The organism is Aeromonas sp. QDB11, from assembly GCF_027705265.1.
GTDB classification, from domain to species: domain Bacteria; phylum Pseudomonadota; class Gammaproteobacteria; order Enterobacterales; family Aeromonadaceae; genus Aeromonas; species Aeromonas allosaccharophila.
Genome location: NZ_JAPDBM010000022.1, coordinates 16,890 through 36,942, shown reverse-complemented (window position 1 = coordinate 36,942; position 20,053 = coordinate 16,890). Strand labels below are relative to the sequence as shown.

Genomic DNA, 20,053 nt, shown 5'->3' with positions numbered 1-20,053 from the left:
GGCCCATAGCCACAAGGAGCTGCCCGATGGGACAGAAAAACAACGCATTTATTCCCCTCAAGATCGCCGTGCTGACGGTCTCCGACAGCCGCACCACTGCCGATGACAGCTCGGGTGACTATCTGGTCTCGGCCCTCACCGACGTGGGCCATCAGCTGGCCGATCGGGCGCTCTGCCCGGACAACCTGTTTCGTATCCGCGCGCGGGTGAGCGAGTGGATCGCCGATGAGGGGGTGCAGGTGGTGCTGATTAACGGCGGCACCGGCTTCAACGAGCAGAATCGGGTGCCGGAAGCGGTCGGTGTGCTGTTCGAGCGCACCGTGCAGGGTTTTGGCGAGATGTTCCGTCAGCTCTCTTTTGCCGAAATTAAAGGCTCCGCCATGCAGAGCCGTGCGCTGGCGGGACTCGCCAATCGCACCCTGATCTGCTGCCTGCCGGGCTCCACCGGCGCCTGCCAGCTGGGTTGGGAGCAACTGATCCGCGATCAGCTCGACGCCCGCACCAAGCCATGCAACTTTGTCTCCCACCTCTGAGAGCAAACGATGAATCAGACCGATCCCAAGCAGACCCAGCCCAACCTGACGCATCTGAACCAGAGCGGCGAAGCCCATATGGTGGATGTGACCGACAAGCTGGTGACCGAGCGCGAAGCCCGTGCCGAGGCGTTTGTCGCCATGGCCCCCGAGACGCTGGCGCTGATCCTGAGCGGCCAGCATCACAAGGGGGACGTGTTCGCCACCGCCCGTATCGCTGGCATCATGGCGGCCAAGAAGACCTCCGATCTTATCCCCCTCTGTCATCCGCTGGCCTTGACCAAGGTCGAGGTGGAGATAGTGCCGCTGCCCGAGCAGCACAAGGTGCATATCCGCACCCTCTGCAAGCTCTCCGGCAAGACCGGGGTGGAGATGGAGGCGCTGACGGCGGCATCGGTTGCAGCGCTGACCATCTATGACATGTGCAAGGCGGTGCAAAAGGACATGGTGATCGAGCAGGTGCGACTGGTAGAGAAAAAGGGCGGCAAGTCCGGCCATTTTCAGTTGGGGTCAACGAGCGGGGAGCAAGCATGATCAAGGTATTGTTTTTTGCGCAAGTAAGAGAGCTGGTGGCTTGTGATGAGCTGAGCTTGCCGTGCGACTACACCACCGCCGAGGCGCTGCGCAGTGGCTTGAGTGAGCGCGGTGACAAGTGGGCGCTGGCGCTGGAAGCAGGCAAACTGCTGGTGGCGGTCAACCAGACCCTGGTGCCCCTCGATACCCCCATCCATGATGGCGATGAGGTTGCTTTTTTCCCGCCAGTGACCGGAGGTTAAAAATGAGCGACGTAGCCATCACAGATCGCATTCTGGTGCAGCGGGCCGATTTCTCGCTGGCGGACGAATATGCCCGCCTCGCCACCCGCCCCGATAGTGGCGCCATCGTCACCTTCGTTGGCAAGGTGCGCGACTTCAATCAGGGGGAGGAGGTGAAGGGGCTGGCCCTCGAGCACTACCCCGGCATGACCGAGAAGGCGCTGGCCGATATCGTGCAGGAGGCCCGTCGCCGCTGGCCGCTGCAGGAGTGCACCCTGATCCACCGCATCGGCGAGCTGTGGCTTGGCGATCAGATCGTGCTGGTGGCGGTGAGCAGTGCCCACCGCGACGCCGCCTTTGATGCCTGTCACTTCATCATGGATTTCTTGAAAACCCGGGCGCCGTTCTGGAAAAAAGAGCTGACCGCCGAGGGTGTGCAACGCTGGGTCGAGGCCAAGGAGAGCGACAATACCGCCGCCGCCCGCTGGCAAGCCTGACCTGTTCATCACGAGGGGCGCAGGTTCAACGGGAACCACGGCCCCGCTTAGGGGCGCGGATGTGCGGGCCCCATCAGGAGAAAGGGAATGAAACCGCTGTTATCTGTTGTCATCGCAGGGGTCTGCGCCGCTACCTTGCATACCGGTGCCGTGCAGGCCGATGAAGTGAAGGTGGCCGTGGCCGCCAACTTCAAGGGCACTATCGAGCGTATCGGCAAGGAGTTTACCGCCAAGACCGGCCATACCCTGGCCATCTCGTCTGCCGCCACCGGAGTGCTCTACACCCAGATCAGTCACGGCGCACCGTTTGATCTCTTCCTCTCCGCCGATGTGGCGACCCCCGAGAAGCTGGAAAAAGAGGGCAAGGGGAGCGATCGCTTCACCTACGCCATCGGCCAGCTGGGGCTGTGGAAGAAAGGGGGCCCAACCCCTGACGAGGCGACTCTGCGCAGCTGGAAAGGCAACCTCGCCATCGCCAATGCCCGCACTGCACCCTATGGTGCTGCCGCCATGGCGACCCTCACCCATCTCAAGATCGATCCCAAGCAGTACCGGTTGCTGACTGGCGCCAACATCGGCCAGACTTGGCAATTTGTCGACACCGGCAATGCCGAACTGGGCTTCGTCGCCTGGGCCAATCTGGTGGAAGCGGGCAAGACCGGCGAAGCCTGGGCGGTACCGGCTGACTTCTATCCCCCCATCGAGCAGCAGGGGCTGGTATTGAAGAAAGGTGCTGCGGTCGAGGCGCTGGTCGCCTGGCTCAAGGGGCCGGGTCAGGCACAGATCAAGGCTGCGGGTTATGCCCTGCCCCAATAAGGGGATGGGCCGGATGCGATACCCTGAGTGGTCGGCCTTCGGGTCGGCCACTCTTTGCAATGAGGATGGATACCATGCCGTTGGGGGCATTTATCAACCGGGAGGTCGGCAATGAGTGAAGGGGATCTGCTGGCGGTCTGGCTCACCCTGAAGCTCGCGGCCTGTACCACCGCGATTTTGCTGTTGCTGGCGCCGCCGCTGGCCTGGTGGCTGTCGCGCAGTCAGAACCGACTGCGGCCGCTGGTGGAGGCGCTGGTAGCGCTGCCGCTGGTGCTGCCCCCCACTGTGCTGGGTTTTTATCTGCTACTCGCCTTTTCCCCCGAATATGGTTTCGGCGCCTGGTGGCGCGACACCTTTGGCGCCCCGCTCGCCTTCAGCTTTCTCGGCCTGCTGTTTGCCTCCATCCTCTATTCGCTGCCGTTTGTGGTGCAGCCGCTCACCTCCGCCTTCGTCAACATGGGCAACAAGGAGCTGGAAGCTGCTGCGACCATGGGGCTCGGCCCGCTGGAGCGCTTCTTCCACATCATTTTGCCGATGACCCTGCCCAGCTTCGTGATGGCGGCGGCCCTCGGCTTTGCCCATACATTGGGAGAGTTTGGCGTGGTGCTGATGATTGGCGGCAATATCCCCGGCGAAACCCAGGTGCTCTCCATCGCCTTGTTTGATCATGTGGAGGCGATGGATTATCAGAACGCCCATATTTTGGCTGGCGGTTTGATGGCCTTCTCGCTGGTGATGCTGGTGCTGGTCTACGGGGTGCTGCAACGCAGACAGCGGAGAGTGTTTGGATGAACCAGCCAGCCACTATGCCGCCAGGCAATGCCCTGCACCGCCATGCCCTGAACCTTCATGCCCGGCGCGAGTTTGGCCCCTTTACCCTCGACTGCGCACTGGCCCTCGAGCTGGGGGGGATCCTCGGTTTGTTTGGCCCCTCCGGCTGCGGCAAGAGCACCCTGCTGCGCATCATCGCCGGGCTCGATCGCCAAACTGGGGATCGCTTGTTGTGGCGCGGGCGGGAGTGCGCCGCGCTGTTGCCCGAAGCGCGCCGGATCGGACTGGTGTTTCAGGACTCTCGCCTCTTCCCCCATCTGACGGTGCTCGGCAATCTGCAACTGGCGGCCCGCAAGGGGCGAGGGCGCTGGCAGCCCGAAGCGCTGGCGGCGAGGCTCGGCTTTGCCGATCTGCTGGGGCAGCCTGCCCATGCCCTCTCTGGTGGCCAACGCCAGCGGGTGGCGCTGGGACGGGCGCTGCTGGCCGAACCCGATCTGCTGCTGCTCGATGAGCCTTTTTCTGCGCTCGATCGGCGCAGCCGCATCCATCAAGCCCATGTGCTCAAGGGGTTGCAGCAGGAGAGCGGTATCCCGATGATCTTCGTCAGCCACGCAATGGAGGAGGTGAGCCTGCTCTGCGATCAGCTGGTGCTGCTGGAAGGTGGCAGGGTGGAGGCGCAAGGCCGGCCGAGCGAGATCTTCGCCCGCACCGATCTCTCGCTCGCCAGCCGTGACGATGCCGGGGTGATGCTGGATGCGACCTTGGCCCATTACGATGACGACGAACAGATGGCGACCCTGCAGCTCGGCGAGCAGCTGCTGCGGGTCACCATGACCCATGTGCCGGACGAGAGTGGCCCTTTGCAGATCAAGGTGGCGGGGCGCGATGTGGTGATTGCCACCGCCCCCATCGAGCACTCCAGTCTCTCCAACTGTCTCGTCACCCGTCTGCTAGCGGTGCGCGAGGTGCGCCCCGGCCAGACCCTGTTGCAGTTGGCGCTGGGTGAGCAGATACTGCTGGCTCGGATCACCAGCCGCTCCGCCATGCGCCTGGCGCTGGCGCCGGAGCAGCAGATCTACGCTTATATCAAGGCGGTGAGTCTGGTCAGCGAAGGCTGATTGGGCGGCGCGCTGATAACGTGGCAGGATGGCCACGGGCAACATAACAACAAGAGATGGTTCAGGTGATGAGTCGAGAGGCAATACACTGATGCGCCGCAATCAGGTGATGAAATTCAACGGTCTTGCCCTGCGTAGCGCGGGGGAGGGCCCCTTGCTGTTGCTGCTGCACGGGCTGGGCTCCTCCAGCCTCGACTGGCAGGCGCAGATCGAACGGTTTTCCGAACACTACCGGGTGGTGGCGCTGGATCTGCGCGGCCACGGCCAGAGCATGCAGGAGGGGCCGTTCGACGTGGCGACCCTGGCGGCCGACGTGGTGAACTGGCTCGATGCACAGCCCGAGCCCGCTTGGGTGGTGGGATTGTCGCTGGGGGCCATGGTCGCGCTGGAGCTGGCGCTGCAATTGCCGCACAAGGTGCAGGGGCTGGTGCTGGTCAACGGCTTTAGCGAGTTTCTTCTGGAGAGCCCCAAAGAGCAGGAGCGTTACGCCCAGCGCCTCAAGTGGCTGCGCTGGTTTGGCATGCGCCCCCTCGCCTGGTGGCTGGGACGCGAGCTCTTCCCAGGCCCGGATCTCGCCCAGGTGCGCCACACCTTCCGGCTGCGTTTCGTGCGCAATAAAAAGAAAACCTACAAGGCGCTGCTGGAGGCGCTCCCCGGCTGGTCGGTACGCGCCCGACTTGGCAGCATTTGGCAGCCGGTGGCCATCATCTCCACCAGTCACGACTACCTGCCGCTCGCCAAACGGGTGGAGCAGTTTGCCGCCCTGCCCAACGCCACCATCCACACCCCCAACGGTCACCACGCTTGGCCAGCGGAAGATCCCTCGGGCTTTAACCACTTGCTGCAGCGGATCCTCTCCACCCACTGAACGTGGGGCCGGGATACAAAAAAGCCGAACCACAGGGTTCGGCTTTTTTTGATCCCGTTTGCGTCAAGGATGGGAACAGACCGGGCAGTCGGGGCGCTTGGGCAGCTTCATCTCGCGGAAGGTGCCGCTGAGGCCGTCGATCATCAGCAGGCGGCCACTGTAGCTTTTGCCCATGCCTGCCAAGAGCTTGATGGCTTCCAGGGCCTGCAGGCTGCCCACCAGACCCACCACGGGGGCGAGTACCCCCGCCTCGACGCAGGTGAGGGCCTGCTCGCCAAACAGGGCGCTGAGACAGGCGTAACAGGGTTCATCCTGCTGCCAGGTGAAGCTGCAAACTTGTCCTTCGAGCCGGATGGCGGCGCCGCTGACCAGCGGCACCCGGTGCTGGCGTGCCTTTTGATTCAGCAGGTTGCGAATGGCCAGATTGTCGGTGCAATCGAGTACCAGCTGATGTTCCGGTAAAAGGGTATCGAGCAGCGCCTCATCGGCCACGGCGGCGTGGGTCTCCACCTTGAGCCAGGGGTTGAGCGCGCGCAGCGAGCGGGCTGCTGAGTCCACCTTGTGATGGCCAATGCGCTGATCGTTGTGCAGCACCTGACGCTGCAGGTTGGAGAGCTCCACCTTGTCGAAATCGACCAGGGTGAGCTGGCCAACCCCGGCCACTGCCAGATACTGGCCGGCAGCACAGCCAAGGCCACCGGCGCCGATCACCAGCACACGGGCCTGCTTGAGCGCCTCCTGCCCCTCGAAATCGAAGGATTTGAGGATGATCTGGCGGTTGTAACGCAGCAGTTCGGCGTCGCTCAGGATCTCGCTCACAGCAGCAATCCCCCGAATGGCTCCACGGTCACCGTTTCGCCCGCGGCGACGCGGCCCCGTTCCCGTTCAAGAACGATGTAGCAGTTGGCTCGCGACAGGGAGCTGAACACGGCGGAGTCCTGCGAGCCGGTGCTGCGCACCTCGAGGCCGTTCGGTCCCTGACTCATGATGCCGCGCTGGAAGTCGAGTCGGCCCGGGCTCTTTTTGAGTGGCTCGGCCGCAATGGCCTGTAGCTGGAGCGGGCGCTCGAAGTGCTGACCAGCCAGCTTGGCCAGCGCCGGTTGCACCAGCTGATCGAAGGTAACCATGGCTGAGACGGGGTTGCCCGGCAGGCCGAAGAACCAGGCGCGGGGCAGACGGCCAAAGGCAAACGGCTTGCCCGGCTTGATGGCCAGCTTCCAGAAGCCAATCTCGCCGAGCTCGTCCAGCAGTTGTTTGGTGAAGTCCGCTTCCCCCACCGAAACGCCGCCGGTGGTGATGAGCACATCGGCCTCTTCATCGGCGCGGATAAAGGCGGCGCGCAGCTGGGCCGGATCGTCCGGGATGATACCAAGGTCGAGGCAGTCGCAGCCCATGCGCGCCAGCATGGCCCGCACGCCGTAGCGGTTGGAGTCATAGATATCGCCGTGGGCGAGCGGGGTACCGACCGGTTTGAGCTCATCGCCAGTGCTGAAGATGGCCACTTTCAGCGGTCGGCGCACCGCGACGGTAGCCACGCCGAGGGAGGCTAGCAGTGGCATCTCTCTTGGGGTGAGGCGAGTGCCGGCTGGCAGCACGCAGGCGCCCTTGCCGATATCGCTGCCGGTGCGGCGGATATTCTGGCCCGGTTCGGGTTGCGTAAGAAAAGTGATCCGATCGCCGTCGGCCTGCGTTTCTTCCTGCATCACCACCGCATCGGTGCCTGCGGGAACCGGGGCGCCGGTCATGATCCGCACGCAGTGGCCGGCGGGCCACTCGCCCTGATAGGGCTGACCGGCAAACGCTTTGCCCGCCATGATGAGCGGGGTGCCAGCAGTGAGATCCGAAAGGCGCACGGCGTAACCGTCCATGGCGGAGTTGTCGAAGGGGGGCACGGCGAGGGGAGAGGCGATGTCGCTGGCAAGAACCCGGCCAAGGGCCTCTGGCAGGGGCTGCTGCTCGCTGTCGCAGCAGCAGGCGAGTTGTTCCAGCATCCCTTGCAGGGCATCGCTTAAGGGGAGTAGTCCGCTGGTATCAAATCCCATCGTCATGACCTCTTTCTATGATTGAAGGCGGGATTATCACAAAAATCCCCGGGGATGGGCAGGTTATCTCAAGGATTCTCGGGGTAATCGGCGCAGAAACGGGGGTAGATGGCCATAAAGTATGAGGTGACGCACAAGTTGACTTGAATCTTGGCGGCAATGGCCGTTTACTATGCCGCCATAACAGATGGCCGTTACATCCCGAGTGGCGACCATTACAGCGATACCGTCGGCCCTGTACGCCGCCATAACATAAGGGGTTGCTCCTTGAGCGGCCCTCACAGTCCCTGAGCGTGGGAGAGAAGATAATGACAACCTTAAGTCCGGAAGCCTTGCTGGTCAGGGCTGCCCTCGAAGCCCAGGGACTGGAAACCCCCCTGGTCACCAACGAGCTGAACAGCCAGGAGAAGCGGGAGAAGATCGAAGGCCATATGCGCTCCATCATGGAGACCCTGGGGCTGGATCTGGCCGATGATAGTCTGGCCGAGACGCCGCATCGCATCGCCAAGATGTACGTCAACGAGATCTTCTCCGGCCTCGACTATTCCACCTTCCCCAAGGTGACGGTGATCGAGAACAAGATGCAGGTGGACGAGATGATCATGGTGCGGGACATCAGCCTCACCAGCACCTGCGAACACCACTTCGTCACCATCGACGGCATGGCCCATGTGGCCTATATCCCTCGTGGCAAGGTAATTGGCCTGTCGAAGATCAACCGAATCGTGCAGTTCTTTGCCCGCCGTCCCCAGGTGCAGGAGCGGCTGACCCAGCAGATCCTGCTGGCGCTGCAGACCCTGCTCGGCACCCAGGACGTGGCCATCAATATCCGGGCGACCCACTACTGCGTCAAGGCGCGCGGGGTGATGGATTCGACTTCTTACACCACCACCACCTCCCTCGGTGGGGTGTTCAAGACCCAGCCCGATACCCGCGCCGAGTTTCTCGGTGGCCTGCGCGGATAAAAAGGCGGTTGTTTTGTAACCGTGCTCATGAATAAACGAGACGCCAGCAGCCATTGCTGGCGTTTTTCATTGGCCGTGGATGAGAGCGGCGGCCTGCAACGGCTGGGCCCGCACGGCTTGCACTATGTAAACGTTATGCATTTTTTCGATTTATTCATCTGAGCGGTATATTTAATCGGGCACGAAAAATCCCTCGCTTTCACCTTACAAAAAGTAACCAGGCAGACTCTTTCCGAACCGCCACAATCCGGTTACTCTAGCGCCCCCTCACGGCTCTCGCTGCCGCTCATGGAATTCAGAGATATTCATCAAGGTTGGATGGTGCGCCACTGAACAAGTGGCCAGATAGTTCATGCCAGGAGGGCGTGAACCGGACGAGTGCAACGAATTTAACGACCACCAGGATACGCCATGAATACCAGTTCCATGACCATAGGCAAAAAACTCACCGCCGGCTTTGCCGTGCTCGGTTTGATGGTCGCCTTTATCGGCGGCTTCTCGTTGCTGGAGTTCAGCAACATGAACCGGGCGGCTATCGGTTTTACCGACAGCATCCTGCCCGCAGTCAACCGCACCAATGACATCGGTGACAGCATCAGTGAGCTGCGTCGTTATGAACTGGCCCTGTTCCTGGTGGCTTCTGATCCCCAGAAGCGTGCCGAGTACCGCACCACGGCCGCCCAGCTGGTGGAGCGCCTCAAACAGCAGATGATTGACCACGACAAGACCATCTGGGTGCAGGACGTGGAAGAGCGTCGCACCTTCGATATCGTCAAGGGTGACTGGGCCAGCTACCTGGCCCTGCACCAGCAGGTGAAGCAGTTGCAGGATAGCGGCCTGATGAGTGAGGCCCAGACCGTCTTCATGGATCAGGGGATCCCCCTCTACAACAATCTGCACAAGTCGGTGGCGGAGCTGATCCGCATCAACCACGGCTATGCGACCGAGTCGCGCAAGGTCGTGGTTGCCTCCTACGACTCCGCCAAGTTGAGCGTCACCATCGCGCTGGTGCTCGGTCTGGGGCTGGTGGTGGTGCTCTCCATGGTACTGACTCGCCAGATCCGCGATCCGCTGATCATGCTGGCCCGTCAGGCCCAGCGTATTGCCAATGGCGAGCTGGGGCAGGGTGAACTGCAGCAGTGGATCCGCGACAGCCGCTTCAACCGCGACGAACTGGGTCAGCTGGGCTCCGCCATCAACCGGATGCAGGGCTCCCTCTCCGATCTGGTGAGCGAGATCGCCGGTTCCGTGAGCCAGCTCAGCAGTGCGGTGGAGGAGGTGAGCGCCATCTCCAGCCAGTCTGCCAGCGGCATGGCCATCCAGCAGAACGAAGTCTCCCAGGTGGCGACAGCCATGAACGAGATGCAGTCCACCGTTCACGAAGTGGCCCGCAACACCACGGATGCCATGAGCGCCGCCAAGGATGCCTCCCGCACCTCCGCGGCCGGCAGCGAAGTGGTACGCAGCTCCATCGCCAGTATCGAAGATGTGTCGGTCAAGATTGAACAGGCGGGCACCGTGGTGCAGCAGCTGGAGGCCGACAGCGCCAACATCAGTGTGGTGCTGGATGTGATCCGCGATATCGCCGGTCAGACCAACCTGCTGGCCCTTAACGCGGCCATCGAAGCTGCCCGTGCCGGTGAACAGGGCCGTGGCTTTGCGGTTGTTGCCGATGAAGTGCGATCCTTGGCCCAGCGTACCCAGGACTCCACCGCCGAGATCAGCAAGATGATCGAGCTGTTGCAGAGCCGCGCCGCCGAGGCGGGCAACGCCATGCAGCTGAGCCGTCACCAGATGCAGGAGAGCGTCGGTCTGGCGCGGGATGCCGGTACCAGTATCGATACCATCAATGGTGCCGTGGTGCGCATCACCGACATGAACACCCTGATCGCCACCGCCACCGAAGAGCAGAACGCGGTGACCGAAGAGCTCAACCGCAGCATCGTCAACATTCACAATGCCGCTGACGAGAATGCCCAGGGCGCCCATCAGATCGCCCAGGCCTGTGGCGAACTGAGCAAGTTGGCCAACACCCTGCACCATATGACCCAGCGCTTCACCCTCTAAACCGTGACGCCTGGATAACAGAAGGCCCCGCCAAATTGGCGGGGCCTTGTTGTTTCTGGGTTGTTTCTGGCGTTGTGGAAGGGCTCAGCTCAGGCCGACTATCTCGCCATCTTCATCGATATCGATATGACGATAGGCAGGCAGGCTGCCCAGCCCCGGCATGGTCATGATGGGGCCCGCCAGCGCATAGACGAACCCGGCACCCGCGCAGAGCTTTACCTCGTCGATGGGTACCTCGAAATCGGTCGGTACCCCCTTGAGGGCGGGGTCATGGCTGATGGAGAGCGGCGTCTTGGCCACGCAGATGGGCAAGTGACCCCACCCCTCGGCGGAGAGTTGTGCCAGCTGCTGGCGGGCTCTGTCGGAGAGCTGCACCCCGCGGCCACCGTAGCCGCACTCCACCAGCGTCGCCAGCTTGGCGTCGAGGCTCATCTCATCGGGGTAGAGCAGCTTCACCTTGCCGGGTTGCTCGCAGGCGGCGACCACGGCGCGGGCCAGCTCGCTGGCACCGGCACCACCCTGGGTGAAGGCGTTGGAGATGGCCGCGCCACAGGCTCCGGCTTGCTGTGCCTCATGGGCCAGCAGCGCCAGTTCGGTCTCGCTGTCGGTGGGGAAGCGGTTGATGGCGACCACCACCGGCACCCCGTAGCAGCGGGCGTTCCGGATATGCCAGGCGAGGTTGGCGCAGCCCTGCTTGAGGGTCGGCAGATCTTCCCCTTGCAGGCTCGCCGGCAGCGGCTGACCCGGGCGGATATCGAGCAGACCGCTGTTGGCCTTGAGGCCGCGCACCGTGGCCACCAGCACCACGCAGGCGGGAGTAATGCCGGATTGGCGGCTCTTGATGTTGAAGAACTTCTCCAGCCCCATGTCGGAGCCAAAACCCGCTTCGGTCACCACATAGTCGGTCAGGCCAAGGGCGATGCGATCGGCGATCACCGAGGAGTTGCCGTGGGCAATATTGGCAAAGGGGCCTGCGTGTACCAACACCGGCGTCTGCTCGGTGGTCTGCATCAGGGTCGGTTGCAGCGCGTCTTTGAGCAGCACCGTCATGGCGCCTGCTACTTCCAGCTGCTCGGCGGTAACGGGCTTGCCGTGGATGTTGCGGGCCAGCTGGATGCGACCGATGCGCTGGCGCAGGTCTTTGAGGTCGCTTGCCAGCGCCAGAATGGCCATCAGCTCGGAGGCGGCGGTGATGACGAAGCGATCGCTGCGTTCCACACCGTCGCTTGCGCCACCCTGACCGATGGTGAGGTGGCGCAGGGCGCGGTCATTCATGTCGAGGGTGCGCGGCCAGAGGATATGGGCCGGGTCGATCTCGAGCCGTGGCAAACCGGTTCTGGCGGTGAACTCATCGCCGAGTTTCTGTTCGTGGAACAGGCGGGCATCGAGGGCCGCCGCCGCCAGGTTGTGGGCCGCCGTCATGGCGTGAAAATCGCCGGTGAGGTGGAGGTTCATCTCCTCCATCGGCACCACCTGGGCGTGGCCGCCACCGGCTGCGCCCCCCTTGACCCCGAATGCCGGCCCGAGGCTCGGCTGGCGGATGGTGGCGATGCTGGGCTGGCCGATATGGTTGAGCCCCATGGAGAGGCCAAGGGTGGTTACCGTCTTCCCTTCACCGAGCGGGGTCGGGGTGATGGCGCTTACCAGCACCAGCTTGCCGCTCTGTTTTGGCTGAGATTTGAGCAGGTCGAGGCTGAGTTTGCCTTTGTAGTGGCCGTGAGGGCTGAGCAGGTGCTGGGGGATGGCGAGGCGTTCGGCCAGCGCGTGAATGGAGAGACGGGGGGACTGGCGGGAGATCTCGATATCGCTTAGCATCAGCACCTCGTTGGCATATCGGGGTAAAATATGCGGCGCAGTCTAGTGGAATATAACGGGTAATCCAATGACGAAAACGATTTTATTTGGTGAGGGTGAGGTTCGTCAGAATCCTGTTCTGCTGAATCTCAACGAACTCTATCATCCCCCGAAGCAGCCGATGACGGCGCTGGGGATTGTCAGTGCGCTGGTGCCGCTGTTCGGTTTCGGCTGGCAGGCGATGACTCAGGACCCGGAAACCCAGTTGCGCCACGAGATCCGCAAACGGGTCAACAAGCACAAGACCGATGAGGCAAACCTCATTCTGATCCTGCAGCTGGCCGCCATGTTTGACTGTAGCGAGCTGGAGGTGGCGCTCCCCTATGCCCTCAGTGAGCCGCAGTTGTCGGTGATCCGCACCCGTCTGCCGCGCTGGCAGTTAAGCCTCGAGCAGGAGCGTCTGCTGGCGAAGCTGGTTCCGGCCGCGGCCCCAGGCCAGCGCTAGGTTTCAAGCCGGACCAGCAGGCCGGACATTCAGGCCGTACCCTCTGCTCTGGCAATCAGGTCGGTTTATCCCACTGTTGTGGGGCGAGATAGCGCTCCTGCACGAACTCGATGAAGCAGCGCACCTTGGCCGAGACGAAGCGGCGGTGCGGATAGACCGCATAGAGCCCCACCTCCCCCTTCTCCCACTCCGGCAGCAGGCTCACCAGCTGCCCTGCCCGCAGCGCCTCCCCCACGATAAAGGTGGGCTGCAATATGATGCCCTGATCATCACAAGCTGCGCGGGTCAGCGCCACCCCGTTGTTGGCCCGCAGCGGCCCCTGCGGCCGGATGCTCTGGGCCTCGCCCCTCTGCTTGAAGTGCCACTCCGGCTGGGTCAGGGTATAGACCAGACAGTCGTGCTGCTTGAGATCCTCCGGGCTCTGCGGTGCCCCCTTGCGAGCCAGATAGGCGGGGCTGGCGCAGAGTTCCAGTTTGATGGTGGCCAGCTGGCGTGCCACCAGCGAGGAGTCGCTGAGGTGGCCGATACGCAGCGCCAGATCGAATCCCTCTTCCACCAGTGCCACCCGCCGGTCGCTGTACTCGATATCGAGCTTGAGATCGGGAAAGCGCTGGCGAAACAGCGGCAGGGCGGGGGAGAGGTGCAGATAGCCAAAATCCATCGGCACCGAGAGCTTGAGGGTGCCGTTGGGCTGCTGGTTGTGGTGGGTCAGCTGGCTGTGGGTCTCTTCCAGCTCCGCCAGCAGGGCGAGGGAGCGCTGGTAGTAGAACTGGCCCGCCTCGGTGGGATTGACCTGGCGGGTGGTGCGCGACAGCAGCCGGGTGGCGAGGGACTCTTCCAGCTGCTGCATCAGTTTGGAGGCCATGGCGACCGAGATGCCGAGCTGGTTGGCGGCCTTGGTAAAGCTCTGGCACTCCACCACCTTGATAAAGGTGCGCATGGCGGCGATCTGGTCCATTTTCCATCCTCAGTAAATAATGAATTTAATAAATCACTGATTATCCATCTTCAGAACGAGGTTAGCATTTTAGCCACTAATGTGAACCCCAAGATGAAGGAACGAACGGATGAAAATGACCAAGGCTCTGCTGGCCTCCTGCCTGTTTATGGCTACCCCTCTGATGGCGGCGGATTACGATGTGGATGCGGCGCACACCACGGTGCAGTTCAAGGTGGGTCACCTGGGCTTCTCCGAGCTGGTGGGTCGCTTCAACACCTTCAGCGGCACCTTCAGCATGGATGATGCCAACCCGGCGGCGGCCAAGGCGAGCTTTGAAGTGGATGCCGCCAGCGTCGATTCCAACCACGAGGCCCGAGACAAGCACCTGCGCAGCCCTGACTTCCTCGACGTGAAGCAGTATCCCAAGATGACTTTCGTCAGCTCTGCTTACGAGGGCAGCAAGGATAAGGGCGTGCTGAAAGGGACCCTGACCCTGCACGGCGTTTCCAAAGAAGTGGCCTTCGATCTGGTCAAGATTGGTGAAGGCAAGGATCCCTGGGGCGGCTACCGCAGTGGCTTCAACGCCTCCACCACCATCAAGCGCAGTGACTTTGGCGTGAGCTACATGCTGCCCGGCATCCCAGACGAGATGAACATCAACCTGTTTGTCGAAGGCGTGCGCAAGTAATGGGCGCGGAACTTCTGCTGCAAACCCTGGCGGCTCCTCTGGGAGCCGCTTTGCTATCGTGGCGCTGGCCGCGACTGGGGTATCTGTGGGGTGCGCTGGCGCTCTGGCTGGTGGGCTCCTTGCTTGGCGGCCTCTATGGCATCCCGGCCAAAGCGTGGCAGTGGTTGCCGCTGACCCTGCTGGTGTCCGCCATCGCGGCTCAGGTGAGCGATCTGCGCGGTTCGCTGCTGCTTTTTGCGGTGTTCAGTGCGCTGGTGTGGTGGCAGGGATTGGCCTCGGTGCTGGCCAGTGAGCCGATGATTTGGCTGGCGCTGCTGCCCGCCATCTTCTGGTTTGGCTGGAGCGGCTTGCGCGGTGACAGCCGCGAGGGGCTCGGGTTTGCCCTCGGCTTTATCTGGCTGGCGCTGGTGATCGGCATCGATGGCAGCCTGCTGATTGCCCAACTGGCCGGTGCGCTGGCCGCTTTCGCCGGTTTTCGCGCCCTGCTCGCCACCTTTGTTGGCATCAAGGTGGCACCCGCCGGTCTGGCGCTGGCACTCGCTTTTGTCCAGATGCTCGCCTGGCAATATGTGGAGGTGCCGCTGGTGGTGTTGCTGCCGGTCTGGCTGCTGCCGCTGCTGGAGTGGGCGCTGCGTGACAAGCCGTGGCCGCTGCGTTGGGGGGCACTGATCCTGCTCGCCGCGGCGGGGACCGGACTTAGCCTGTGGTGGGTGTGGCCCGCTGCTTCTTTGTACTGATTTTTGCATGAAAAACAGGCAATTACAGTCATTTTTGCATACCCGCTCATACTCTTGGCAGATAATGATTGAGCCCCCTATGTGTTTCAGATAAAAAGGATTTTCATTTTATTTGGACACACACAGAACCCGGCCGAGCCGGGTTCTGTTTGCCTGCTTTGCGGCACATAAGGAGGCCACAGTTGCGCAGTCAAGGATCTGAGCATCTGTTTTTTCGCCATTTCACCGGACAGGGACGTATCGACGGTCTCTGCATTCTGCTGGTCACTCACCTGCTTCCCGATCGCCCCCGTTTTATCGAAGCGCTTTCCCGGATTGGGCGGATCGGCGCCATTTTGCCCAAACCGAAATCGGTACACGGCCCGACCCTGGAGTGGGTATCCCAACACTATCCGGTGCTGCCCCTCAACCGGCACTGGACCAATGATCCCGACAGCCTCATCCAGCAGATTGCACCGCTGGTGGCCCCCCACGAGCGGCTGCTGATCCTCGATATCGGCGGTTACTTCGCCAGAACCCAGGTGATCTTGAGCGAGTACTTCGGCCCCCGTTTTCTCGGGGTGGTGGAGATGACCGAGAACGGCCATCAGCGCTATGAGCAGGAGGTGCTGGCGACCCCGGTGGTGTCGGTGGCGCGCAGCCCCCTCAAGCAGGCCGAGGATATCCAGATTGGTCTGAGCGTGGTCTACTCCGCCGAGTCGCTGGCGCGCACCCTCAACCGCACCTTCAACGTCTGCGAAGCCGTGCTGTTTGGTTATGGCAAGGTGGGGCGCAGCATCGCCCGCGACCTGCGCTGTCGTAACCTCCATCTCGGACTGGTGGAGACCGATGTGCTGCGACAGGTGGAAGCGCTCTCCCACGGTTTTCGCCTGATCACCAAGGCCGAGGCGTTGAGCCGTGCCGAGCTGGTGATCTGCTCCACGGGTAATGGCTCGCTGGACTTGGCGGATCTGCAGGCGCTGCGCCCCGGCACCATGGTGGCCTCGGTCACTTCGGCCGACGACGAGTTCGCCTTCTCGCTGGCCCAGCTGCCGTGGCCGAGCGAAGAGGTGTGCCCCCATGTGCTGGCCCTCAACCGGCCGGATGGCAGCCAGATCTACCTGCTCAACCGGGGCGAGGCGGTCAACTTCGTCCATGGCGCCGTGATTGGCGAATACGTCTATCTGGTGCTGGCGGAGATCATGGAAGGGATCCGGATGCTGGCGGCAGGCCCCCTTGCTCCCGGCCTGTTCGAGCTGCCAGAATCGGCGATGCGTACCATTGCCCGCCATTGGCTGGCCGATTTTCATGGGGTTGATCAGCACTGATTTGACCAAACCGGGAGCGGCCATTGGGCGGCGGTACGCCACTTCCCGCCATTGGCCGCTTTTTTTATGGAGTCACTCATGACCGAGTCTGAAACCCTGATCAGCAAACCCCGCATCGAAATCCGCTACTGCACCCTCTGTCGCTGGATGCTGCGCGCCGCCTGGCTGGCGCAGGAGTTGCTCTCCACCTTCGACAGCGATCTGGGAGAGGTGGCGCTGGTGCCGGCCAGCAAGGGGGAGTTCCGCATTCTGGTGGGCGGGGTGCAGGTGTGGGATCGGGTGGTCGATGACGGCTTTCCCGAGGCCAAGGAGATCAAGCAGCGGGTGCGCGATGTCATCGCCCCGGAGCGGGATCTCGGCCACTCTGATCGCAAAGCGGCCGAGTAACGCCAGATGGGCTGGGTGCCCCGAAAAAGAGTTCAGCAAGACTGAGAAAGGAGAGGGAGGCCATGGCCTTCCTCTCCTTTTTTGCATTTGGTTGTTTGCCTGGCGCCTGCGGGGCTATGAGCGCGGCTAGGCCAGATGGCTGCCGATATAGCGGGCCCGCTTGTGGGGCTTGATGCGGCTCACATCCACCCACACCAGTCCGTCGATGCAGTGGTTGAAGTCGGGGTCGATGCCAAAGTCCATAAACTGCACCCCGCCCGGCTCGCACAGCTCGGAGTACTGCTTGTAGAGGGTGGGGATGGCGCAGCCCAGATTGTCGAGGCGGGCCTTGAGTGCTTTGAGGTCGGCGCCGTAATCTACCCCGTCGAACAGGGGCTGCGTCTCGGGGTAGGGACGGCGGGAGGGGGCCAGCGCCAGCTCGGGGGCAAAGTGCTGGCGGTAGAAGCTCACCAGCAGATCCTTGGCCGCCGGTGGCAGGCTGCCGGAGAGCGACACCGGGCCAAACAGGTAGCGGTAGCGGGGATAGCGGGCCAGATAGGCGCCGATGCCGAACCAGAGATAATCGAGCCCCCGCTTGCCCCAGTAGGCGGGCTGGATAAAGCTGCGGCCAAGCTCGAGGGCCTGTTCCAGCCGGGGCAGCAGTTTCTCCTCAAAGCCGAACAGGGTGTGGCTGTAGAGACCATCCTTCCCCTTGCTGGCCAGCAGCTCCGCCACCGGGGCGAACCGATAGGCGCCGATGATGTCGAGCCGGGCCGGATCCCAGAGGATCAGGTGGTGATAGTCGTTGTCAAAACCATCGAGATCACGTCGCTTGCCGGATCCTTCCCCCACCGCGCGAAAGGCGATCTCCCGCAGCCGCCCCAGCTCGCGCAGGATCACCGAGTGGCTCAGTTCGTGGCGGCGGTAGAGGTAGATCCCCTGACCATCCGGGGTGGTGCCGAGCTGCTCGCAGCTTTCGATGGCCTGTTTGAGTTGGCGGCGATCCTCCGGCAGGGCGATGGGGGCCTCGGTCTGCAGGCGCCCCGCCTTGCCACGGCCAATCCGGTAGAGATGGTTGCGCACCAGCCGCGCCGCCGTCTTGGCGGGCAGATCCTGAAAACTGCCGAGCGGAATGCGCGCTCCTATGGTCACCGGCAGGGTCTGCCCCTGCTGGCGAAACAGCTGGCGTACCAGCAGCAGGGCGGAGGCGGGCTTGTTGAGCCAGGAGGCGAGATAGAACCAGAGGCTGTTGCGCCCCCCCAGATGGATCGGCACCAGCGGGGTGCGGGTGCGCTGGGCCAGCTTGATAAAGCCCGCCTGCCAGGAGCCATCTTTCACCCCCTTGAGGCCGAGCCGCGAGACTTCGCCAGCAGGGAAGATCACCAGCGCCCCTTCATGGGCGAGGTGTTCGTTCATGGCGAGGATGGCCTGCCGATCGGTTTTGCCCGCCATGTTGTCCACCGGCAGCAGCAGGGGGCGCAGCGGCGCGAGCTGGGCCAGCAGCTGGTTGGCAACGATCTTCACATCGGGGCGAATGCGGCCGAGCAGCTGCAGCAGCACCAGTCCGTCCAGCGAGCCGATGGGGTGGTTGGCGACAAGAATGACCCGGCCGCTGGCGGGAATGTGCTCCAGCTGCGCCTCGCTGACCCGATAGTCGAAATCGAGTTGGGTCAGCGCCTGCTCGACAAAGTCGAGGCCGCGCAGGTGCGGGTTGCGGGCGGCAAAGTCGGCAAAGGCCCGTTCGTTGAGCAGCCAGCCCAGCAGCCGCTTGCACAGCGGGGTGAGCAGGGGGTAACCAAGCAGGCGAGGGAAGTGCTGGGTCAGCAGGGTATCGATAGTGAACATCTGGAGGGCTCCGGCGATCCGTTGCTCCCAGCATGATGTGACACTGTTCCCGCGACATGTCAGCGGGATGACAGTTTGATGGCAGCGGCGGTCAGTTGTCCTCGTACTGCGCTCTGCGTTTTCCCTTTCCTGATGGCTGGTGGCCAGATAGCAAAGGGGGGAGCCGGTTAACCGGCTCCCCCCTTTGTTGTCGCGGTAAAGATAGCGACCCGATTAACCGCGCCAGGCTGCGGTGAGGCGCACCAGCTCCACCAGGGTGGCGACCGATTTCTCCATGGATTGCAGCGGGATGAACTCGTGCTTGCCGTGGAAGTTGTGGCCACCGGTGAAGAGGTTGGGGCAGGGCAGACCCATAAAGGAGAGACGGGCGCCATCGGTACCGCCGCGAATGGGCTTGATCTTCGGCACCACGTCGGCGGCCTCCATGGCGGCCTTGGCCAGCTCGACGATATGCATGTGCGGCTCGATCTGGCTGCGCATGTTGCGATAGCTGTCGGTCAGGGTCAGCTCGATGCGCGCCTTGGGATACTCGGCCTGCAGGGCGGCCACCCGGCTCTGCATCTCTGCCTTGCGCGCGGCGAAACGCTCGTCGTTGAAGTCACGGATGATGTAGTGCAGGGTGCTTTCTTCCACGGTGCCGCTCATCTGCGCCAGATGGAAGAAGCCCTCATACCCGTCGGTGCACTCCGGGGTCTGCTCGGCGGGCATGGCGGCGTGGAAGCGGGCGGCCAGGGTCTGGCTGTTGATCATGCTGCCCTTGGCGGTGCCGGGGTGGACGTTGTTGCCGACAAAGCGCAGGTTGGCGCTGGCGGCGTTGAAGTTTTCATACTCCAGCTCCCCCAGTTCGCCGCCATCCACGGTATAGGCCCACTTGGCCGGGAATCTCTCCAGCGGGAACAGGTTGGCGCCGCGGCCGATCTCTTCATCCGGGGTAAAGCCAATCCAGATATCGCCGCGCGGGATCTCGGGGTGGGCCTGCAGGTGAGCGATGGCGGTGAGGATCTCGGCGATGCCGGCCTTGTCGTCGGCGCCGAGCAGGGTGGTGCCGTCGGTGGTGATGAGATCCTGACCCAGATAGTTTTTCAGGAAACGGTAGTCACGGATGGCAAGCACTTCGTCACCCTTGCCAAGGCAGATGTCACCACCCTGATAGTTTTCGATGATCTGGGGTTTGACCTGCTCCGCCTCGTAGTCGGCGGTGTCCATGTGGGCAATCAGGCCGATGGCGGGGGCGTCCGGCTGGTTGCCCGGCAGACAGCCGGTGAGATAGCCGTGCTCATCCAGGGTGACCTGGGTCAGCCCCAGCGCCTTCATCTCTTCTTGCAGGGCACGGGCGAAGATCAGCTGGCCTTCGCTGCTGGGGCAGGCAGGATTGGTCTCATCGGAGCGGGTATGAAAAGTCACGTAACGCAGAAAACGCTCAAGCAGGGTATCCATTA

General features: G+C 62.8%; 21 protein-coding genes. 15 read left to right on the top strand and 6 right to left on the bottom strand.

Features of this window, described 5'->3' with window-relative positions:
* Window positions 1–26 precede the first annotated feature (26 nt).
* From moaB to OKC40_RS09590, 8 genes are all read left to right on the top strand, one after another.
* Window positions 27–533, top strand: a complete 507-nt coding sequence (moaB, locus tag OKC40_RS09625; protein WP_184233225.1) for a molybdenum cofactor biosynthesis protein B — start codon at window positions 27–29, stop codon at window positions 531–533.
* A 9-nt stretch (window positions 534–542) separates the two neighbouring features.
* Window positions 543–1,067 carry a cyclic pyranopterin monophosphate synthase MoaC gene (gene moaC / locus OKC40_RS09620; protein WP_213391588.1) on the top strand — a complete coding sequence of 175 codons (525 nt, stop codon included), beginning with the start codon at window positions 543–545 and terminating at the stop codon, window positions 1,065–1,067.
* Window positions 1,064–1,309, top strand: a complete 246-nt coding sequence (gene moaD, locus OKC40_RS09615; protein WP_270794980.1) for a molybdopterin synthase sulfur carrier subunit — start codon at window positions 1,064–1,066, stop codon at window positions 1,307–1,309. Before moaC ends, moaD begins: the two co-directional genes overlap by 4 nt.
* Window positions 1,310–1,311: 2 nt before the next feature.
* Window positions 1,312–1,785: a molybdopterin synthase catalytic subunit MoaE gene (gene moaE / locus OKC40_RS09610; RefSeq protein ID WP_270794978.1), complete on the top strand. Its 474-nt coding sequence runs from the start codon at window positions 1,312–1,314 to the stop codon at window positions 1,783–1,785.
* 87 nt (window positions 1,786–1,872) lie between these two features.
* Entirely contained in the window at window positions 1,873–2,601 is a 729-nt protein-coding gene (gene modA, locus OKC40_RS09605) for a molybdate ABC transporter substrate-binding protein (RefSeq protein ID WP_270794977.1), read from the top strand.
* Window positions 2,602–2,712: 111 nt separating this feature from the next.
* Window positions 2,713–3,393, top strand: a complete 681-nt coding sequence (modB, locus tag OKC40_RS09600) for a molybdate ABC transporter permease subunit (RefSeq protein WP_270794976.1) — start codon at window positions 2,713–2,715, stop codon at window positions 3,391–3,393.
* Window positions 3,390–4,490, top strand: coding sequence for a molybdenum ABC transporter ATP-binding protein (gene modC, locus OKC40_RS09595; protein WP_270794974.1), 1,101 nt, complete (start codon window positions 3,390–3,392; stop codon window positions 4,488–4,490). The genes modB and modC overlap by 4 nt, the downstream gene beginning before the upstream one ends.
* Window positions 4,491–4,581: 91 nt before the next feature.
* The gene (locus tag OKC40_RS09590; RefSeq protein WP_270794973.1) at window positions 4,582–5,358 is read left to right on the top strand and encodes an alpha/beta fold hydrolase; all 777 of its coding nucleotides are present in this window, start codon (window positions 4,582–4,584) and stop codon (window positions 5,356–5,358) included.
* 63 nt (window positions 5,359–5,421) lie between these two features.
* Here the strand turns inward: OKC40_RS09590 and moeB are convergent, their stop codons facing one another.
* Together moeB and moeA are read right to left on the bottom strand one after the other, a co-directional pair.
* Window positions 5,422–6,177: a molybdopterin-synthase adenylyltransferase MoeB gene (moeB, locus tag OKC40_RS09585; RefSeq protein ID WP_270794971.1), complete on the bottom strand. Its 756-nt coding sequence runs from the start codon at window positions 6,175–6,177 to the stop codon at window positions 5,422–5,424.
* Window positions 6,174–7,400 (bottom strand): molybdopterin molybdotransferase MoeA, encoded by a 1,227-nt coding sequence (gene moeA / locus OKC40_RS09580; protein ID WP_270794969.1) that lies wholly within the window; start codon window positions 7,398–7,400, stop codon window positions 6,174–6,176. Before moeA ends, moeB begins: the two co-directional genes overlap by 4 nt.
* A gap of 308 nt (window positions 7,401–7,708) precedes the next feature.
* Between moeA and folE the strand changes: the two genes are divergently transcribed.
* Together folE and OKC40_RS09570 are read left to right on the top strand one after the other, a co-directional pair.
* The gene (gene folE / locus OKC40_RS09575; protein WP_270794967.1) at window positions 7,709–8,365 is read left to right on the top strand and encodes a GTP cyclohydrolase I FolE; all 657 of its coding nucleotides are present in this window, start codon (window positions 7,709–7,711) and stop codon (window positions 8,363–8,365) included.
* 411 nt (window positions 8,366–8,776) lie between these two features.
* A complete protein-coding gene (locus tag OKC40_RS09570) occupies window positions 8,777–10,432 on the top strand; it encodes a methyl-accepting chemotaxis protein (protein WP_270794965.1) in 1,656 nt (551 codons plus the stop codon).
* Between the two features lie 84 nt (window positions 10,433–10,516).
* Here OKC40_RS09570 and OKC40_RS09565 read toward each other — a convergent pair whose 3' ends face one another.
* Window positions 10,517–12,247, bottom strand: coding sequence for a formate--tetrahydrofolate ligase (locus OKC40_RS09565; RefSeq protein WP_270794963.1), 1,731 nt, complete (start codon window positions 12,245–12,247; stop codon window positions 10,517–10,519).
* A gap of 67 nt (window positions 12,248–12,314) precedes the next feature.
* Between OKC40_RS09565 and OKC40_RS09560 the strand changes: the two genes are divergently transcribed.
* The gene (locus OKC40_RS09560; RefSeq protein ID WP_270794961.1) at window positions 12,315–12,731 is read left to right on the top strand and encodes a hypothetical protein; all 417 of its coding nucleotides are present in this window, start codon (window positions 12,315–12,317) and stop codon (window positions 12,729–12,731) included.
* A 55-nt stretch (window positions 12,732–12,786) separates the two neighbouring features.
* Here OKC40_RS09560 and OKC40_RS09555 read toward each other — a convergent pair whose 3' ends face one another.
* Window positions 12,787–13,689, bottom strand: a complete 903-nt coding sequence (locus OKC40_RS09555; protein WP_270794959.1) for a LysR family transcriptional regulator — start codon at window positions 13,687–13,689, stop codon at window positions 12,787–12,789.
* A 109-nt stretch (window positions 13,690–13,798) separates the two neighbouring features.
* Here OKC40_RS09555 and OKC40_RS09550 point away from each other — a divergent pair, with 109 nt between their 5' ends.
* From OKC40_RS09550 to OKC40_RS09535, 4 genes are all read left to right on the top strand, one after another.
* Complete coding sequence (locus OKC40_RS09550) at window positions 13,799–14,359, top strand: YceI family protein (RefSeq protein WP_139408144.1); 561 nt, start codon at window positions 13,799–13,801, stop codon at window positions 14,357–14,359.
* A complete protein-coding gene (locus OKC40_RS09545) occupies window positions 14,359–15,096 on the top strand; it encodes a hypothetical protein (RefSeq protein ID WP_270794956.1) in 738 nt (245 codons plus the stop codon). Before OKC40_RS09550 ends, OKC40_RS09545 begins: the two co-directional genes overlap by 1 nt.
* A gap of 182 nt (window positions 15,097–15,278) precedes the next feature.
* Complete coding sequence (locus tag OKC40_RS09540) at window positions 15,279–16,403, top strand: adenosylhomocysteinase (protein ID WP_058052119.1); 1,125 nt, start codon at window positions 15,279–15,281, stop codon at window positions 16,401–16,403.
* 78 nt (window positions 16,404–16,481) lie between these two features.
* Complete coding sequence (locus tag OKC40_RS09535; protein WP_019445942.1) at window positions 16,482–16,790, top strand: SelT/SelW/SelH family protein; 309 nt, start codon at window positions 16,482–16,484, stop codon at window positions 16,788–16,790.
* A 126-nt stretch (window positions 16,791–16,916) separates the two neighbouring features.
* Here the strand turns inward: OKC40_RS09535 and OKC40_RS09530 are convergent, their stop codons facing one another.
* On the bottom strand, window positions 16,917–18,614 hold the full coding sequence (locus OKC40_RS09530; RefSeq protein WP_270794955.1) for a lysophospholipid acyltransferase family protein: 1,698 nt from the start codon (window positions 18,612–18,614) through the stop codon (window positions 16,917–16,919).
* 213 nt (window positions 18,615–18,827) lie between these two features.
* Window positions 18,828–20,051, bottom strand: coding sequence for a peptidase T (gene pepT / locus OKC40_RS09525; RefSeq protein ID WP_270794953.1), 1,224 nt, complete (start codon window positions 20,049–20,051; stop codon window positions 18,828–18,830).
* Window positions 20,052–20,053: the final 2 nt, after the last annotated feature.

Bases quoted from the DNA above. Each gene is read 5' to 3' on its own strand.
- moeA (WP_270794969.1), bottom strand. From the start codon at position 7,400: ATGGGATTTGATACCAGCGGACTACTCCCCTTAAGCGATGCCCTGCAA.
- folE (WP_270794967.1), top strand. From the start codon at position 7,709: ATGACAACCTTAAGTCCGGAAGCCTTGCTGGTCAGGGCTGCCCTCGAA.
- moaB (WP_184233225.1), top strand. From the start codon at position 27: ATGGGACAGAAAAACAACGCATTTATTCCCCTCAAGATCGCCGTGCTG.
- OKC40_RS09555 (WP_270794959.1), bottom strand. From the start codon at position 13,689: ATGGACCAGATCGCCGCCATGCGCACCTTTATCAAGGTGGTGGAGTGC.
- modB (WP_270794976.1), top strand. From the start codon at position 2,713: ATGAGTGAAGGGGATCTGCTGGCGGTCTGGCTCACCCTGAAGCTCGCG.
- OKC40_RS09535 (WP_019445942.1), top strand. From the start codon at position 16,482: ATGACCGAGTCTGAAACCCTGATCAGCAAACCCCGCATCGAAATCCGC.
- OKC40_RS09550 (WP_139408144.1), top strand. From the start codon at position 13,799: ATGAAAATGACCAAGGCTCTGCTGGCCTCCTGCCTGTTTATGGCTACC.
- moaE (WP_270794978.1), top strand. From the start codon at position 1,312: ATGAGCGACGTAGCCATCACAGATCGCATTCTGGTGCAGCGGGCCGAT.
- OKC40_RS09565 (WP_270794963.1), bottom strand. From the start codon at position 12,247: ATGCTAAGCGATATCGAGATCTCCCGCCAGTCCCCCCGTCTCTCCATT.
- OKC40_RS09590 (WP_270794973.1), top strand. From the start codon at position 4,582: ATGCGCCGCAATCAGGTGATGAAATTCAACGGTCTTGCCCTGCGTAGC.
- modA (WP_270794977.1), top strand. From the start codon at position 1,873: ATGAAACCGCTGTTATCTGTTGTCATCGCAGGGGTCTGCGCCGCTACC.
- OKC40_RS09545 (WP_270794956.1), top strand. From the start codon at position 14,359: ATGGGCGCGGAACTTCTGCTGCAAACCCTGGCGGCTCCTCTGGGAGCC.
- OKC40_RS09530 (WP_270794955.1), bottom strand. From the start codon at position 18,614: ATGTTCACTATCGATACCCTGCTGACCCAGCACTTCCCTCGCCTGCTT.
- OKC40_RS09570 (WP_270794965.1), top strand. From the start codon at position 8,777: ATGAATACCAGTTCCATGACCATAGGCAAAAAACTCACCGCCGGCTTT.
- moaD (WP_270794980.1), top strand. From the start codon at position 1,064: ATGATCAAGGTATTGTTTTTTGCGCAAGTAAGAGAGCTGGTGGCTTGT.
- modC (WP_270794974.1), top strand. From the start codon at position 3,390: ATGAACCAGCCAGCCACTATGCCGCCAGGCAATGCCCTGCACCGCCAT.
- pepT (WP_270794953.1), bottom strand. From the start codon at position 20,051: ATGGATACCCTGCTTGAGCGTTTTCTGCGTTACGTGACTTTTCATACC.
- moaC (WP_213391588.1), top strand. From the start codon at position 543: ATGAATCAGACCGATCCCAAGCAGACCCAGCCCAACCTGACGCATCTG.
- OKC40_RS09560 (WP_270794961.1), top strand. From the start codon at position 12,315: ATGACGAAAACGATTTTATTTGGTGAGGGTGAGGTTCGTCAGAATCCT.